The organism is Clostridium sp. D5 (genome assembly GCF_000190355.1).
In the GTDB taxonomy this organism is placed as follows: Bacteria; Bacillota; Clostridia; order Lachnospirales; family Lachnospiraceae; genus Faecalicatena; species Faecalicatena fissicatena_A.
In genome coordinates, this window is sequence record NZ_GL870809.1 from 1,072,220 (window position 1) to 1,089,208 (window position 16,989).

General features: G+C 45.6%; 12 protein-coding genes and 1 riboswitch. Of the genes, 9 read left to right on the forward strand and 3 right to left on the reverse strand.

Features of this window, described 5'->3' with window-relative positions:
* The 4 genes from HMPREF0240_RS24780 to HMPREF0240_RS23300 form a co-directional block, all read left to right on the forward strand.
* A partial coding sequence (locus tag HMPREF0240_RS24780; protein WP_207636753.1) for a hypothetical protein occupies positions 1-354 on the forward strand: 354 nt, incomplete at its 5' end.
* Between the two features lie 82 nt (positions 355-436).
* A complete protein-coding gene (gene nifJ / locus HMPREF0240_RS04595; protein WP_009002279.1) occupies positions 437-3,979 on the forward strand; it encodes a pyruvate:ferredoxin (flavodoxin) oxidoreductase in 3,543 nt (1,180 codons plus the stop codon).
* Between the two features lie 118 nt (positions 3,980-4,097).
* On the forward strand, positions 4,098-5,384 hold the full coding sequence (locus HMPREF0240_RS24240; RefSeq protein WP_050794477.1) for a hypothetical protein: 1,287 nt from the start codon (positions 4,098-4,100) through the stop codon (positions 5,382-5,384).
* Positions 5,321-5,770, forward strand: coding sequence for a hypothetical protein (locus HMPREF0240_RS23300; protein WP_083806115.1), 450 nt, complete (start codon positions 5,321-5,323; stop codon positions 5,768-5,770). Before HMPREF0240_RS24240 ends, HMPREF0240_RS23300 begins: the two co-directional genes overlap by 64 nt.
* 165 nt (positions 5,771-5,935) lie before the next feature.
* Here the strand turns inward: HMPREF0240_RS23300 and HMPREF0240_RS23755 are convergent, their stop codons facing one another.
* Positions 5,936-6,157, reverse strand: coding sequence for a helix-turn-helix transcriptional regulator (locus HMPREF0240_RS23755; RefSeq protein ID WP_009002280.1), 222 nt, complete (start codon positions 6,155-6,157; stop codon positions 5,936-5,938).
* A gap of 354 nt (positions 6,158-6,511) precedes the next feature.
* Here HMPREF0240_RS23755 and HMPREF0240_RS04605 point away from each other — a divergent pair, with 354 nt between their 5' ends.
* A complete protein-coding gene (locus HMPREF0240_RS04605; protein WP_009002281.1) occupies positions 6,512-7,837 on the forward strand; it encodes an ABC transporter substrate-binding protein in 1,326 nt (441 codons plus the stop codon).
* A 57-nt stretch (positions 7,838-7,894) separates the two neighbouring features.
* Here the strand turns inward: HMPREF0240_RS04605 and HMPREF0240_RS04610 are convergent, their stop codons facing one another.
* Together HMPREF0240_RS04610 and HMPREF0240_RS04615 are read right to left on the reverse strand one after the other, a co-directional pair.
* A complete protein-coding gene (locus HMPREF0240_RS04610; protein ID WP_009002282.1) occupies positions 7,895-8,671 on the reverse strand; it encodes a response regulator in 777 nt (258 codons plus the stop codon).
* Positions 8,649-10,448, reverse strand: coding sequence for a histidine kinase (locus HMPREF0240_RS04615; RefSeq protein WP_009002283.1), 1,800 nt, complete (start codon positions 10,446-10,448; stop codon positions 8,649-8,651). The genes HMPREF0240_RS04610 and HMPREF0240_RS04615 overlap by 23 nt, the downstream gene beginning before the upstream one ends.
* A 176-nt stretch (positions 10,449-10,624) precedes the next feature.
* Between HMPREF0240_RS04615 and HMPREF0240_RS04620 the strand changes: the two genes are divergently transcribed.
* The 4 genes from HMPREF0240_RS04620 (at position 10,625) to HMPREF0240_RS04635 (ending at position 16,077) form a co-directional block, all read left to right on the forward strand.
* The gene (locus HMPREF0240_RS04620; RefSeq protein WP_009002284.1) at positions 10,625-11,500 is read left to right on the forward strand and encodes a sugar ABC transporter permease; all 876 of its coding nucleotides are present in this window, start codon (positions 10,625-10,627) and stop codon (positions 11,498-11,500) included.
* Positions 11,500-12,330 (forward strand): carbohydrate ABC transporter permease, encoded by an 831-nt coding sequence (locus HMPREF0240_RS04625; protein WP_009002285.1) that lies wholly within the window; start codon positions 11,500-11,502, stop codon positions 12,328-12,330. The genes HMPREF0240_RS04620 and HMPREF0240_RS04625 overlap by 1 nt, the downstream gene beginning before the upstream one ends.
* 54 nt (positions 12,331-12,384) lie before the next feature.
* Positions 12,385-14,823: a TIM-barrel domain-containing protein gene (locus tag HMPREF0240_RS04630; protein ID WP_009002286.1), complete on the forward strand. Its 2,439-nt coding sequence runs from the start codon at positions 12,385-12,387 to the stop codon at positions 14,821-14,823.
* A gap of 72 nt (positions 14,824-14,895) precedes the next feature.
* A complete protein-coding gene (locus HMPREF0240_RS04635) occupies positions 14,896-16,077 on the forward strand; it encodes a trimethylamine corrinoid protein 2 (TCP 2) (protein ID WP_009002287.1) in 1,182 nt (393 codons plus the stop codon).
* 140 nt (positions 16,078-16,217) lie between these two features.
* Positions 16,218-16,419, forward strand: a riboswitch (cobalamin riboswitch).
* Positions 16,420-16,989 lie beyond the last annotated feature (570 nt).

The following is a 16,989-nucleotide window of genomic DNA, read 5'->3' on the forward strand; positions in this document are numbered from 1 at the left end:
AGTCCGGTGGGGGACGGGGCAATGTCTGCTGGTGAAAAGTCCATAAAGCAAGCGTTAGAAGCTGTTGAAGAAAGCGGAAGTAAAATGGAGGGCAAAATTTGCCTTACCAGGCAAATTTTGATGCCGCCTGCGGCGCGAATGCATCGGCATTCGGGCCAAATGCGGCATGTACCTCCATTTTACTTCCGCTTTCTTCTACAGCTTCTTCGCGAAGTGTCAGGACATTTCACCAGCAGACATTGCCCCGTCCCCCACCGGACTCGCCTTGTCATTCGCGTCCCCCCTTCGCAAAAAAAGCCCAATTCCCCCCTTCTTGTATTCAAAAATAAACAAAAAATGGGGTGCCCCGACTAGACTTTTGCCGCTTTAGGCGATATAATGGAAACACATGTGAAAAAATAAACTTTTACAATGTAATTTTAAGGAGGAACAAGAAATGGCAAGAAAAATGAAGACCATGGATGGTAACCAGGCGGCAGCTCACGTTTCCTATGCGTATACGGAAGTTGCAGCAATCTACCCAATCACCCCATCATCTGTTATGCCAGAACATATCGACGAGTGGGCTACTGAGGGCAGAGAAAACATTTTCGGACAAACTGTTCAGGTAACAGAGATGCAGTCTGAAGCGGGTGCAGCCGGAGCCGTACATGGTTCATTAGCAGCAGGAGCTTTGACAACCACATTTACAGCATCTCAGGGATTACTCTTAATGATCCCTAACTTATATAAAGTAGCCGGAGAATTATTACCAGGTGTATTCAACGTATCAGCACGTGCAATCGCAAGCCATGCACTGTCAATCTTCGGTGATCACTCCGACGTATATGCCTGTCGCCAGACCGGAGCTGCTATGCTCTGCGAAGGAAGCGTTCAGGAAGTTATGGACCTGACAGCAGTTGCACACTGTGCAGCACTCGAAGGAAAGATTCCGTTTATCAACTTCTTTGACGGATTCAGAACATCCCACGAGATCCAGAAGATCCAGGCCTGGGATTATGAAGACCTGAAAGATATGGTAAACATGGACGCTATCGATGAATTCCGTGCACACGCACTGAATCCAAACCACCCATGCCATAGAGGTTCCGCTCAGAATCCTGATATCTTCTTCCAGGCTAGAGAAGCATGTAACCCATATTATGATGCTCTTCCGGGAATCGTTCAGAATTACATGGACAAAGTGAATGCCAAGATCGGCACAGATTATAAACTGTTCAACTACTATGGAGCAGAAGATGCAGAGCGCGTTATCGTAGCTATGGGTTCTGCTTGTGATACAATCGAAGAGACAATTGATTACCTGCTTGCAGCAGGCGAAAAAGTTGGTGTTGTAAAAGTTCGTCTTTACAGACCATTCTGCGCAGAAGCGCTGATCAATGCAATTCCTGAGACTGTTAAGACAATTTCTGTACTTGACAGAACAAAAGAACCAGGATCTCTTGGAGAGCCATTATACCTGGACGTTGTTGCTGCACTCAAAGGAACGAAGTTTGATGCAGTACCTGTACTGTCAGGACGTTACGGATTAGGTTCCAAAGATACAACACCAGCTCAGATCGTAGCTGTATTCAACAACACAGAAAAACAGAAATTCACAATCGGTATCGAAGATGATGTGACAAATCTGTCCCTGGATGCAGGCGCTCCGCTTGTAACCACTCCGGAAGGAACGATCAACTGTAAGTTCTGGGGTCTTGGAGCAGATGGTACTGTAGGTGCCAACAAGAACTCCATCAAGATCATCGGTGACAACACAGATATGTACGCTCAGGCTTACTTTGACTATGACTCAAAGAAGTCCGGCGGTGTAACAATGTCACACTTACGTTTTGGTAAGAAGCCAATCAAGTCCACATACCTGATCAAACAGGCTAACTTTGTAGCATGCCACAACCCATCTTATATTGACAAATATAACATGGTTCAGGAGCTGGTTGACGGAGGAACATTCCTGCTGAACTGCCCATGGGATGCAGAAGGACTTGACAAACACTTACCGGGACAGGTAAAAGCATTTATTGCAAATCACGGCATTAAGTTCTATACAATCGATGGTATCAAGATTGGTAAAGAGATCGGACTCGGCGGACGTATCAATACAGTACTTCAGTCTGCATTCTTCAAACTTGCAGCAATCATTCCGGAAGAAGAAGCAATCGACCTTATGAAGAAAGCAGCGAAAGCTACTTACGGAAGAAAAGGTGACAAGATTGTACAGATGAACTACGATGCAATCGATGCAGGTGCTAAGCAGGTTGTAGAGATCACAGTACCGGACAGCTGGAAAGATGCGGATGATGAAGGTCTGACAACTCCTCATGTTGATGAGAACGGTAAGAAAGACGTTGTTGATTTCGTTAAGAATATCCAGGCCAAAGTAAATGCTCAGGAAGGTAACTCACTTCCGGTATCTGCATTCAATGAATATGTAGATGGTTCTACACCGTCAGGTTCTTCTGCATACGAAAAACGTGGTATCGCAGTTGATATTCCGATGTGGAAGCCTGAGAACTGTATTCAGTGTAACCGCTGTGCATATGTTTGCCCGCATGCAGTTATCCGTCCGGTTGCCCTGACTGAAGAAGAGATGGCAAAAGCTCCGGAAGGACTTAAGACAATCGATATGGTCGGAATGCCTGGTATGAAGTTTACAATAACTGTATCAGCATATGACTGTACAGGATGCGGATCTTGTGCGAATGTCTGCCCAGGTAAGAAGGGTGAAAAAGCACTTGTTATGGAGAACATGGAAGCAAATGCAGGAATTCAGGAATACTTCGATTTTGGTACAGAGATTCCTGTAAAACCAGAGGTTGTTACAAAGTTCAAAGAAACAACTGTTAAGGGAAGCCAGTTCAAACAGCCTCTTCTTGAATTCTCAGGAGCTTGTGCAGGATGTGGTGAGACACCTTACGCTAAGTTAATCACACAGTTATTCGGTGACAGAATGTATATTGCAAACGCAACAGGATGCTCCTCTATCTGGGGTAACTCTTCACCGTCTACACCATATACAGTAACACCAGAGGGAAAAGGACCGGCATGGTGCAACTCTCTGTTCGAAGATAACGCAGAGTTCGGATATGGTATGCTGCTCGCTCAGAACACAATCAGAGAGAGAATGAAAGGCATCGTAGAGAACTTCGCTGAGAACGCAGAAAATGCAGACGTTAAAGCAGCTGCACAGGAATACCTGGATACATTTGCAAGCGGCGCTACAAACGGAACAGCTACAGACAAGCTTGTTGCAGCAGTAGAGGCATGTGACTGTGACTGCGCAGACAAGGCAGAACTGCTGAAACACAAAGACTTCCTCGCTAAGAAATCCCAGTGGATCTTCGGTGGTGACGGATGGGCTTACGATATCGGATTCGGCGGTGTTGACCACGTATTAGCAAGTGGAAAAGACATCAATATCATGGTATTCGATACAGAAGTTTACTCCAACACAGGCGGACAGTCTTCAAAGGCTACAAAGACAGGTGCTACAGCACAGTTCGCAGCAGGCGGAAAAGAAACAAAGAAGAAAGACCTTGCAGGAATCGCTATGAGCTATGGTTATGTATACGTAGCACAGATTGCTATGGGTGCTGACTACAACCAGACAGTAAAAGCAATTGCAGAGGCAGAGGCTTATCCGGGACCGTCACTCATCATCGCTTACGCTCCATGTATCAACCATGGTATCAAGAAAGGTATGAGCAAAGCTCAGACTGAGGAGCAGATGGCAGTAGAATGCGGATACTGGAATAACTTCAGATTCAATCCTGAAGCTGAGGGTGCGAAGTTCACACTCGACAGCAAAGAACCAAAACAGGAAGAATATCAGGCATTCCTTGACGGAGAAGTTCGTTACAATGCCCTGAAGAGAGCGAATCCGGAAAAAGCTGCTAAACTCTTCGCTCTGAATGAGAAAGAAGCTATGGAAAGATATGCTTACCTGAAGAAACTGGTTACTCTTTACGGAGAGGAATAAGAAGGACGGTTTTCCCACGGGGAGCCGCAGGTTATAAAAGGGGCGGTACACTTATTACAGTGTACCGCCTTTTCGATATGGCCGGCTCATTTAAAGCCGCCTTCGGCGAGGAGTCTATATGAATGAAAATATATTTGTCGCACTGCTGATTGTCGGGCTTCTTGTTATATTCGGCCTGATTTCTTTCTTTGACCAGAAAAGAAGGCTGCGCAAAATGAAGCGGAGAATGCTCTATTATTATGGGCGCGACAGAGAAATTGAATATTCGGACGAAGTTCTTTCAGTGATTGGTGCCTATACGGAGGCGAAAGACACCATGGTGGACGATATCACCTGGAACGATCTGGGTCTGGATTCTGTATTTATGAAGATTAATCATACATGGTCTTTTGCCGGCGAGGATTATCTGTATTATCTGATGCATATTCCGGCGGAAGGGCCTGTATCCTGTGAGGAACAGGAGGAGATGATCAGATACTACCAAACTCATGAGAAGGAGCGTCTTGAGATGCAGATGGAATTTGCCAGGATTGGTAAGAACCATAATTATTCCGCATACTCCTATATCATGAACAGTATTGATCTCAGCAAGACTGTTCCGGTTCAGCATTATGCGGCACTGCTGCTTCTGATCGCGGCAGTCATATGCGTAATCGCAGCACCGGCAGCAGGCATCGGCTTTCTAATTCTCTGTATGGGTGTAAATATTGCGGTGTATATGTCCCAGAGGAGGAAACTGGACGCTTCTATACAGGCGCTTCATCTCTTTCTGAAGCTGGAGGAGGGCGCAGGGAAAATCGTGAAGAAAAAGCTGGTCTGCAGTGAAGCATATCAGAAGCGGCTGGAGCAGAATTATAAGAAACTGAAAAAGCAGATCGGAAATATGGCTTTTATCAAGTCGGCAAATGCGGACAGCCAGTCTTTAACGGAAATCGTGCTGGATTATATCCGGATGATTTCTCATATAGACTGCATTCAGTTTTACAAATGTATGAAGAGGCTGGAAAAATCCATAGATGTGGTGGAAGATATCATAAGCACCATGGGCTTTCTGGAGAGTCTGATATCCATCGGTTCTCTGAGGGAGTCGCTGCCGTATTACTGTACTCCTGAATTTACAGAAGAGCCTGTGCTGGAAATCGTGGATGCATATCACCCGGAATTATCCGAACCGGTTCCCAATTCTGTCAGGGCAGAGCGGGGAATTCTGATTACAGGTTCCAATGCATCAGGAAAGTCTACATTCCTGAAGACGATTGCCTTAAATGTGGTACTGGGGCAGTCGATCCATACCTGTTCCGCCAGGCAGTACACGGGCGCTGGTTCCGTGTATTTTCATCCATGGCCCTGCGGGACAATCTGTATAATGGAGAGAGCTATTACATCGCGGAGATCCGGGCCCTGAAAAGAATCTTTGACTGGGAGGGAGAAGAGACGGTTCTTTGCTTCGTGGATGAAGTACTCAGAGGTACCAACACAGTCGAAAGAATTGCCGCTTCCGCGCAGGTGCTGAAGAAATTCAGCGAGCGCGGCATACTTTGTTTTGCAGCGACTCATGATATTGAGCTGACCTATCTGCTGGAAGAGCAGTACGGGAATTATCATTTCCAGGAGCAGGTTCTTGAGCAGGAGGTTGTCTTTGACTATCTGCTCTATGAAGGACGATCTAATTCCAGAAATGCAATCCGGCTGCTGGAAATTCTCGGGTATGATCCGGATATCACAGCCGGTGCTGAGAAGATGGTCGAAGGTTTTCTGGAGACGGGGAAATGGGGGTCCACGGCCAGCTGATCGAACCAGTCCATAATCTTAAACAGCACGGAAAGTCGGAACCCGCTGTTTTATTGCATAAAAACAAAGACTTCCGAGTGGGAGTATGTTCCCATCGAAAAGTCTGTTTTGACCTGCTGGACACGAATATCAAATTTTGCTAAAATAAAAAAGGTAGAACCATGATTAGTTATCCTTATCAATATCTGTGAATTCGACGACGTCCCAGATATTACAATTCAGCATTTTACAGATGTCCTGCAGTGTGTTTAAGGTAATGCTCTTGTTTTTCCTTAGGGAATCCAGTGTCCCATTGGAAAAATGACAATCATTTATTAGTTTGTATTGTGTGATGCCCTTCTCTTTCAGAGTTTTCCACAATGGAGCGTAACTTATAATAATACTCACTCCCTTCGATCCGTTAAATTAATTATAGGAAAGATCATTCAATTGCACATTGCCGGGAATCCGGCCATGTAACGTCCTGGCGCACACCGATCTGCAGCAGGAATCGGCAGATAATATGACAGATAAGTGTGAAAATAGTGAAAGATAAAAACGGAGACTATGCAATTTGACGGATATCTTTAATTGTTAAAATACAGCAAGTTAAAAAATGACAAAAACATGGCGGAAAGATACATGGAGATTGGATAATATTACTGATAAAATTCATGTATACCTGGAGGGCAGGAACAATATGTACCCTGTGGGCGGATTAACAGCAAAGCTGTATTTAATAACAAAGGGAGGGCAACAGATATGAAAAAGCGTATCGCAGCAGTGTTACTGAGCGGAGCTATGGCAGTCTGTACATTAGCAGGATGCGGCTCTGACTCCAAGGAAACTTCGGCAGACAACGGCGGGAGCAAAGGAGGAGGAACTACCATATCCATACTGGCAAGCCAGGACTGGATATATGATGCGGAAATGGAGCTTGGAAAACAGTTTGAGGAGGAGACAGGAATCAAAGTTGACTATCAGATTGTACCATCTGATCAGTATTATAATCTACTGATGACAAAGCTGAACAGCGGGGAAGGCCCGGATATTTTCGGCGGGCAGTCAGGCACTTATGATCTTCTTTCCCAGTATAATATTACGGAAAACGCCATTGATCTGTCCGGTGAGCCATGGGCGGAGTACTACAATGAATTTGCAAAAGAACAGACATCTGCGGAAGGTACACTGTACGGAGCAACATATTTTGATACAACGACAGATTATTATATGATATACAATAAGAGCATCTTTGAAGAAAATGGTGTAACAGAGCCTGCCACCTTCGCAGAGTTTGAAAAAGCATGCGGGAAGCTTCTGGACAAAGGTATTACACCGGTATATGAACCGGTGGGAGATGGATGGCATCATGTGATGTGGTTCTGTGAGATCGGCGGTAAGTATGAAGAGCTTGTGCCTGATATCGTAGACAAGCTTAATAATAATGAAGTAAACTTTGCAGACGTACCGGAATTTAAAGAGGCGCTTGATCAGCTGAATGATCTGGCACAAAAAGGATATTTCGGCGACAACTATTTATCCGATGAGTATGCAGACCTCCCGGCCATTATGGGCAGCGGTGAATACGCTATGACCATAGCAAAACCGGGCTCAATCGCGGAGATTGTGGAGGCATCAGGCGGTACATACACAGAGGATGATTTTGGAATGTTTCTGATTCCGACACTGGACAATGATGTATTGAATGAACATCCATGCGGGCCTTCCAGATTCATATACTCCGGATCGAAACATATAGATGAGGCGAAGCAGTATCTGGAATACATAACAACAAAAGACAGCATTCAGCATATGATCGACAATGAGCCAAAAGTGGAGAATCTTCCGTACGAAGCGGGACAGGAGCCGGCCTACAGCGAGGCTACACAGAAATTCCTGGACTCTTTCGAGAAAAAAGGTGTCGTATTCCAGGATTCGATTAAGTATTTGAATCCCCAGTGGACAGAGCTTGGACAGGACATCGTTTCTATGTTTATTGGAGATATGACTTCGGAGGAAGTATTAAAACAGATTGATTCGAGGAGAGCAACACAGGCTGGTGCAGCAGGTGATGAAGCATGGCAGTAAGATGTAGCAGTTCAGACAGGTCTGAACTGTTACAGTAAGAAAAAAGAGGGAGGCACATTAATTTGTGCCTCCTGTTTTTTTCTCCTGTTCCTGTTTGCGGTAAGCCGTGGGATTGAGTCCGGTAAGCTTCCGGAAGGTTTTACTAAAGTGAAACTGATCGGGATATCCTACGCGTTCTCCGACTTCACGTATCGGCAGCGATGTGTCGGTCAGAAGCTGCCGGGCCTCGTGGATCCGGATATCAGTCAGATATTTCAGCGGAGTGTCTCCCTTGTAGCGGTTAAAAATCTTTGTGAGATATGCGGATGTAAACCCCATGGATGAGGAGAACGAGCTGATATCAATATCATCCATGTAATGCTCACGCATATAAAGCACGGTGTATTCAACGATTTCCTCTGCATGTCTTCCTACAAGCGAAGGGTCCTCCTGAAGCTCAAAAAATTTCTGCAGATGCAGGCGCACACGGCCGAGGGTGTTTTCCAGGTCTTCCTGCACGACCGGCTTCAGCATATAGTCAAAAACTCCCTGTTTCAGGGCTTCGCGAGCATAGTCGAAATCTGCATAACCTGTCAGAATTACGGTCAGGACATGAGGATATTTTTCGTGGATTTTCCTGGCCAGTGCAAGCCCGTCCATGACGGGCATCCGTATATCCGTCATAACAAGGTGTATATTTTCCTTCTTTAAAAGGGCAAGAGCTTCTTGTCCGTTTGAAGCCTGACAGACTACCTTAAAGCCGGCGTCCAGGGCATCAATATGCCGTGACAGAGACTGCATCAAAAGCTGCTCGTCTTCCACAAGTAAAACATTATAATGCTTTAGTTTCGTCATCAAATCTTCCTCCTACTTTTACGGCAGCTCCTCCATCCGGGAGATTACCAAAATCGAATATAAATGTGATTCCATAAATCAGATAAAAACGTATAAATATATTCAGGATACCCATACCGTCCAGTTCCAGGCTTGGCAGCAGGCCGTTCTCCAGTATCTCATCCATCTGGTTCTTCAGGTGGGCAGTGATTTCATCCCCAAAGCCCGGACCGTTATCTTTGACTTCGACGTACCAGCAGTTTTGATCCATATGGCCCGAAATAACAATATGCCACGGCGGAGAGATGCTGGCAGTAAATTTTACTGCGTTTTCTACAAGCAGCTGGATACAGAGCTTGGGGACGGGAAGGTCCAGCATATCGTCATCCACGTCGAACTCATACTGCAGAGAATCGCCAAAACGCAGCTTCATACATTTTAAATATAAATCACAGTGCTCCAGTTCCTCCTCCAGAGAGGATACCTGCTCCTTATTTGAAGAAATATAGCGGAGGATTGAGGTGATATCCTGGCACATCTGTGAGACAGGCCCGGTCAGCCCGTCTTCCGCCATGGCGCCTATGGTGGTAAGTGAATTGTAGAGAAAATGCGGATTCATCTGTGCCTGGAGCGCGAGCATCTGTGCCTGCAGTTCCTGTTCTTTTAATACCAGCATGGTATTGGTCGCATTTTTCTGTGAACGAAGCGCCTCATTCAGAGAATTACGCAGCTTATCTATTTCAATGATCCCGGAGTCTTCCATTTCTATCTCCCGGAACTGATCCTTAGGATCAATGCAGGAAAGGAAGTGATAGATCTTTTTCAACGGAGCGCTTAACTTCCTTGACAGAACGGCGGCGAAAAGAAGGCACAGCAGCAGTACCAGAAGGAAGATAAATATCGTCCAGGACAGCGAACGATATACCGGAGCAAAGAACTCCGTGCTTTTGATCGCGGCAGCGGCAGTGAATCCACAATAATCCATTTCTGAAAAGTATACATACTCGCGGCAGTCCCTGGATGTATTATAAAGTTCTTTCCCATTAGAATTCTTATAAGAATAGTAAGGAAAGAGATCGGACGTATCCAGCGGGAAGATAACATTTCCCTCGGAATCGTAAATTACCACCTCAATATCATAGTCGCTCTCCGGGAAATACGCGCGCTGGAACAGAATATCATAGTACTTCATGACTTCCACGAAGCCGGCCGGATTCTGGAATTCATCAAAATACATGCGGTACAGGGAAAGATAATATCTGTCGGAATCTGTGCCGGACCCCTTTGAAAACAGGGCGTTCTGTGAAGCGGCAGGGATATAACGCCGTCCGTTTGATGCAACAGCATTCAGATACCAGGACTGTCCCGGGGCAGCAGTGTCAAGGATTCCCGTAAGATTACCGGTGCCGTAAGCCCCTTTCTCGTAGCCGTACAGGTTGACCTGACGAATGGAAGTGTCTACCCCTTTCGTTGCCGTCAGGGCATTCGCAAGAGTATTCCTGCGCTGGCTCTGTTCATATGGAGCGGCATCCGGGCTGTGAAAATAATCGGAAAAGGTTTGCTTGATCAAAGTGGAGTGGATCGTGTTCAGGCAGACATTGTCCATCTGGTTAATCTGCAGATCAATATCTGCAGCAATGGCCGCACATGTACGCTGGATATCCCGCTCTGTATTGGAGCGGAGGTTCAGATACTGGACAACGGAAAATATCATGGTCGCCAGAACCAGAAGAGCCAGCATCGTAAGTAGAAAGTATGAAGAAAGAATTTTCTGTATGTTTTTTGATCTGTGCTTCATGTAAGACTCCTCAGACTTTATTTATAATTATTAGTAGTTCCATCATTATAGCATATTGTACATATAGAATCACAGAGAGGTTAAAAAAACACATAAAATGACCTGAAGTGTGCATGTGAATTCAGGAGGCGTTTGTATAAAATAAATAAAAAGGACATGACAGGAGGAGAAATAAAGTGAAAAAATCAAAGTTGTATCCATGGTATTTTGCGGCGGCCGCACTGATTATCTATACGGCCTTATGCGTGATACCGGGAATCATAGGTATCGGGTATTCCTTTACGGACTGGTCGGCCTACTCAAAAGAGATTCATTTTGTGGGACTTGAAAATTTCAGGAAAATATTCAGTGCCGATACGAATTATTTTAAGTATATCACTAATACACTGCTGTTTACGGTTGTAACAACTGTGGCGAAAACCGGCCTGGGACTATTATTTGCGCTGGCACTGAGTAAAAATATTAAGGCAAAGAACTTCCACAGAGGAGTTATGTATATGCCGTCTGTGTTGTCGATCCTGATTATTGGCCTGGTATTTACATCTATCCTGAATCCCAAGATGGGGATCTTAAACGAGGGACTCAGAGCGATTGGTCTGGACAGCCTGACACAGCAGTGGCTCACTAATCCAAAGATTGCGTTCTGGTCGGTTATGGCCGTTGATATCTGGAGAGGAACTGGTTACATCATGACCATGCTGATCGTCGGAATACTCGCGATTCCAAAGGACTATTACGAAGCCTGCAGTATTGACGGGGCGAATGGATGGAACCGATTTATACATATAACACTGCCCATGCTGCGGCAGACGCTCGCAGTTACGATTGTACTGAACGTACTGTATGGACTGAAGGTATTTGATATGGTATACGCATTGACGAACGGCGGGCCGGGACACACCACAGAGGTTATGTATACTGCGGTATTTAAACAGTTCTCACAGGGACTGTATGCGGAAGGCACAACCATCAGTTCCGTTATGTTTATCTTCATGGTAATCATCGGATTCTTTATGATTAAAATTCTGACGAAGGACGAGGTGCAGGAATAATGAATAATAAAACAAAGAAAACAGCCATTAATATCCTGAAAAATGTCCTCGCATGGGCAATCTCAATTATTATGCTGATCCCTCTTGCACTGATTGTCATAAATGCATTTAAACCGGACGCGGAGGCACTGACGATGACCCTTTCTCTTCCAAAGGAGTGGACATTTGCCAATTTTGCAACGGTGATTGAAAAGGGGAAACTGGTTAGAAGTTTCCTGAACAGTCTGCTTTATGCAGGGTGCGCAACTTTCATAGCGGTTCTTTTCGGGTCTATGGCGGCCTATGTATTTTCAAGAAGAAGTGACAAAAAAAGCAATCATGTCTATATGTACATGGTGCTGGGAATCGTAATTCCCATTAACTATGTTGCATTGATGAAGGTGATGCAGGTTACGCATCTCAACAACAGCGTTCCCGGGATTATACTTCTGTATGTGGCTACTCAGCTTCCGTTTACGGTATTCCTGATCTATGGTTTTGTATCCAAGGTTCCGGTTGACCTCGACGAAGCGGCAGTAATTGACGGGTGCGGGCCGTTCAGGCTGTACTTTAATATCATTCTGCCAATGCTGAAATCCAGTATGGTAACAGCTGCTGTACTGTGTTTCCTTAACACGTGGAACGAGTTTGTAATGCCGTTGTATTTCCTGAATTCTTCGGAAAAATGGCCGATGACGCTGGCGGTTTATAATTTCTTCGGACAGTATGCGAAGAGCTGGAATCTGATATGTGCGGACATTCTGCTGACCTGTCTGCCGGTTATCATCATGTACCTTGTGTGCCAGAAATATATCGTAGGAGGACAGACTGCGGGTGCCGTCAAGGGATAGCGGGTTCTCTGCAATACGATGCTGGTATAAGAAAACGAAAAGGAGTGAAGGACGATGAGAATAAAATCATATACAGTCAGCCAGGATAAAAAAACGGCAGAGCTGCTTACGGATCAGGGGAAACTGGTTTTATACGGTATAGCCGGCAATATTGTGCGCTGTGTCTATACAAAAAAAGAGGTATGCCCGGTATCGCCTCTTGAAATTGAAGCAAAACCGGAGGCGGATTTAGACATAGAGGAAACCGAGACTGCTGTCTGTATATCCACGGCCCGGCTGTGCATAGAAGTAGAAAAACTGACGGGAAGATTTACCTGGATAGAAAAAAGGACAGGAAGCCTTCTTCTGCGGGAAGAGGGAAAAGAGCTGGCAGAGTCTCCTCTCATGGTTTATTCCACGGGAAATGAAAAGCCGGTAATACGGCGGGTTCAGACTGTCGATGGCGAGAGAAATTTTGTGGAAAACCTGAAGCCTGCTGTGGACCACATGGCATACCGGGCCAAGTTGTATTTTCAGTGGGATCCGGATGAGCAGATCCACGGACTGGGGCAGGGAGAGGAAGGCATCTATGATTACCGGAAAAATGTCCAGTATCTCTATCAGCATAATATGAGAATTCCGATTCCGTTTTTCTTATCAGACCATAAATATGGAATATTGGCAGACTGCGGCAGCCTGATGACATTTAACGATGACAGCAGAGGTTCTTACCTGTATCTGGATGCCGTGGAACAGCTGGACTATTATTTTATTGCGGGGGACAGGGCAGATGAGATAATAGCCGGATACCGCAGGCTGACAGGAAAAGCAGTCATGCTGCCGAAATGGGCTTACGGATATATACAGTCAAAAGAGGCATATCATAATCAGGAAGAAATGGTTGATACAGCGAGGGAGTACCGGAAGAGAAAGATTGGCCTGGACTGTGTGGTACAGGACTGGAATACATGGAAGGACGGAGAATGGGGAAATAAAAAGGTAGACAAAGAACGTTATCCCGACTTGAAAGGGATGAATAAGCAGCTCCACGAAATGAACGTACATACGATGGTGTCTGTATGGCCCAACATGAATTCGGGAACCGGGGACTGCGATGAAATGGAGGAGCACGGATTTCTGCTCAATGACTATGCAACCTACGATGCTTACGATGAGAAGGCAAGAGAGCTGTATTGGAAACAGGCCGATGAAGAACTGTTTTCCGGAGGTTTCGATTCCTGGTGGTGCGATTCAACAGAGCCGTTTTCCGGTCCGGACTGGAACGGGGCGTACCTCCGGGAGCCATGGGAGAGGTTCCAGCTGGTAGGCAGCGAGCATAAGAAGTTTCTGCGTGCGGACAGAGCAAACCTTTATGCCGTGGCACATGCCAGAGGAATTTATGAAAATCAGAGAAAAGCTGCGCCTAAAAAACGTGTACTGAATCTGACGCGTTCCGGTTATGCAGGCTCGCAAAAGTACGGAACGATGCTGTGGTCGGGAGATACCTGCGCTACATGGGGAAATTTCAGGAAACAGATTACAGAGGGGCTGAACATGTGTCTGAGCGGAATGCCATATTGGACCTTGGACATAGGAGCTTTTTTCACTGTGAAAGAAAAATGGGAAAACAGGGGCTGCGGATGCAATCAGGACCCCTCCATGAAATGGTTCTGGCAGGGAGATTTTGAGGAAGGCATCCATGATTCGGGCTACCGGGAGTTATATGTAAGATGGTTTCAATACGGTGCATTTCTTCCCATGTTCCGCTCCCACGGAACTGACACGCCCAGAGAAATATGGAATTTTGGGGAACCGGGAGGGATGTTCTACGATGCGCTGGAAAAAACAATCCGTCTGCGGTATCGGCTGATGCCATATATTTATTCCCTGGCAGGGAAGGTCTGCATGGAGGACTACACGATGCTGCGGAGCCTGTTGTTTGATTTCCCGGATGATAAGACGGCCGCCGGCATGGACAGTCAGTTTATGTTTGGGGAAAGCCTGCTGATCTGCCCGGTAACACAGCCAATGTACTATGGACCGGGAAACCGGCGGCTGGATGAAGAAAAAACATGGAAATGTTATCTTCCGGCAGGCGAGACATGGGTAGATTTTTATACCGGCAGGACGTGGGATGGCGGCCAGTGGATTGCTGTTTCTGCTGAAATAGACCGGATACCGGTGTTTGTAAAAGCGGGTTCCGTTATTCCGATGGAGGAATCGCTCCAATATGCCTGTGAGGAGACGGATGCACCTTTCGAGTTCCGGGTTTATCCCGGGAAAGACGCAGAATTTATTCTGTATGAGGATGCCGGGGATGACTATGGATACGAGGAGGGCATATGCAACAGGATTTCCGTTACATGGGAGGATGCGGGAAAGAAATTAAAGGTTGGGAGTGCGAAATATGATTTCCCCCAGAGCATACGCCGAAGAAAGTGCAGGGTTACCACACCTGAATCGGAAAGAGTGGTTGAATATCAGGGAGAATACATGGAGATATCATTGTCCTGAGGATCATAGATATGGATACCCGGGAGAAATGGATAAGCCTATAAAATAGTTCAAAACAGGAGGAACAGAACCATGATGTATAAAGAAAACTGGGAAGAGGCCCGGGAAAAATGGACAAATTACTGGAAACATCAAAACACCGGAAGGCCGCTTATGTGTGTGATTGCCCGCAAACCGGAGATCGAAAAGTATTCGGATGGAAAACCTGCGCAGGGGGGATGCATGGACGTAATCTGTCAGGGAAAATATTATAACCTGCCGGAAGAATTAAAGTGGAAAGACATGGAAGACAAGTATCAGGATGCGGAGCGGATTGTTGCCAGATACAGGCAGTTCTGCGAGACCCATGAGTTCATGGGCGAGAGCTTTCCAAATCTGGATGTTGATTTTGGCCCCGGTTCACTGGCGGCATATCTGGGATCAGAGATTGGCTTTAAAGAGGATACGGTCTGGTTTGAACCGTGCCTGGATGATCTGACGGAGGCTGCGGAATTTAAATTTGACCCGGAGAATAAATGGTTTAAAAAGCACATCAAACTGGTGGAAAAATGCAGAGAACTGGTTGGAGATGATTTTCCGGTAGATATGCCGGATCTGATGGAAAATATTGATGTTCTCGTGTCTCTTCGGGGTGCTGAGGATATGCTGTATGATCTGATTGACGAACCGGAAGAGGTGGAAGAACGGATTCGGCAGATTGGGAATATCTATTATGAATATTATGACCGTTTCCATGAGATTATCAGCGATGGGGACGGCGGAAATGCATATACCGTATTCCAGATCTGGGGGCCGGGAAGAACCGTGAAGCTGCAGTGTGATTTTTCGGCCATGATGTCGCCCGCCAACTTCCGGGATTTCATTCAGGAATCACTGCGCGAGCAGGCAAAAAAAGCAGATCAGGTATTGTATCATCTGGACGGTCCGGATGCGATCCGGCATCTGGATGCAATTATGGAAATTGAGGAGATAGATGCGCTGCAGTGGACCAGCGGTGACGCGGGACCGGACGGGACCCTGGAAGAGTGGGATGTGATATATGACAAGGTGAGAAGAGCGGGCAAATCCCTGTGGATCAAAGTATATTCCGGAGAATTTGAGGACTGGATTAAAAATGTAGACAGGATTGTGAAGAAATATGGCTCCCACAGCCTCTTTTTGCTCTTCCCTGAAATGTCTATGGAGCAGGCGGAGACGCTCCTGGACTATGCAGAAAAGAACTGGAGCGATGTGCAGGGTGAATTTGTTCCGTAAGACCGAAGCGATTTTTACCGGCAAAAAAAAGAAGCGCTCAGAAGGATTGAGGAAAGGATATCTAAAAAAAGAACATAAAGACCTGAAATAATTTCCAATCTTTTGTCAATATTTGTGGTAAACTGATAAAAAATAAATAAAAACAATTACCGGTTTTAAGTTCCTGATGCTATGTACAATAGGGTACAGGCGTCAGGCTGAGAGGGAACAGGGTGAGAATCCCTGACAGTCGTGCTACTGTATGCGTGTAGTCTTTCCATAACCATTGTACACAGAGTGTATGAGAAGGGGAGAGTCGTGAATGCGTAAGTCAGGATACCTGCTTAGAGCTGCTGCCAGTTATTACACGCAATAATAAATGGAGTGGGAATTGTCTTAGTTATAGTACGATTTTTTACTGTTGGGCAATTTTTTTATTTGTATGTAAGCATACAGTGGCAGTGTCGGTAATCTGTTGGAAAGCATCCATTTCATAATGGGTGCAGACAGAGGACGCAGCAGGATACTGCGTCTTTTATATTGCCGGTGAGTATCACCTGTCAGTAATAGAAAAAACTCTTAAGGCAGGGGAGAAAATGCGGTGTAAAATAGTGGTACAAAAGACAGCGGTTCCGTATGCCAGGTTTTGTTTTTAGTTTTAGGTAATTGCGAAACAAGTTCGCAATCTTGATTCAAAACAAGGTAGAAATCGTGCTTTACACGATTTCAGAGATAGAGGGTGATGTTCAAAGATTTTTGACGCACTTTAATAAGCTTAACAGCTTTTGAAGTTGGTAAGTCCTAAGCAATTAGCGGTTTTAAACTGCGAATATATTCGTGATGTTTGATTTTATCAGCAAGTACAACTGTTATGAGCTGGGTGATACCGGCAAGGATTAAGTCAGCATGCAGAGTTTTTTCGTTTGTGTACGT

Bases quoted from the DNA above. Each gene is read 5' to 3' on its own strand.
- HMPREF0240_RS23300 (WP_083806115.1), top strand. From the start codon at position 5,321: ATGGCCCTGCGGGACAATCTGTATAATGGAGAGAGCTATTACATCGCG.
- HMPREF0240_RS04635 (WP_009002287.1), top strand. From the start codon at position 14,896: ATGATGTATAAAGAAAACTGGGAAGAGGCCCGGGAAAAATGGACAAAT.
- HMPREF0240_RS04625 (WP_009002285.1), top strand. From the start codon at position 11,500: ATGAATAATAAAACAAAGAAAACAGCCATTAATATCCTGAAAAATGTC.
- HMPREF0240_RS04630 (WP_009002286.1), top strand. From the start codon at position 12,385: ATGAGAATAAAATCATATACAGTCAGCCAGGATAAAAAAACGGCAGAG.
- HMPREF0240_RS04605 (WP_009002281.1), top strand. From the start codon at position 6,512: ATGAAAAAGCGTATCGCAGCAGTGTTACTGAGCGGAGCTATGGCAGTC.
- HMPREF0240_RS24240 (WP_050794477.1), top strand. From the start codon at position 4,098: ATGAATGAAAATATATTTGTCGCACTGCTGATTGTCGGGCTTCTTGTT.
- HMPREF0240_RS04615 (WP_009002283.1), bottom strand. From the start codon at position 10,448: ATGAAGCACAGATCAAAAAACATACAGAAAATTCTTTCTTCATACTTT.
- HMPREF0240_RS04610 (WP_009002282.1), bottom strand. From the start codon at position 8,671: ATGACGAAACTAAAGCATTATAATGTTTTACTTGTGGAAGACGAGCAG.
- nifJ (WP_009002279.1), top strand. From the start codon at position 437: ATGGCAAGAAAAATGAAGACCATGGATGGTAACCAGGCGGCAGCTCAC.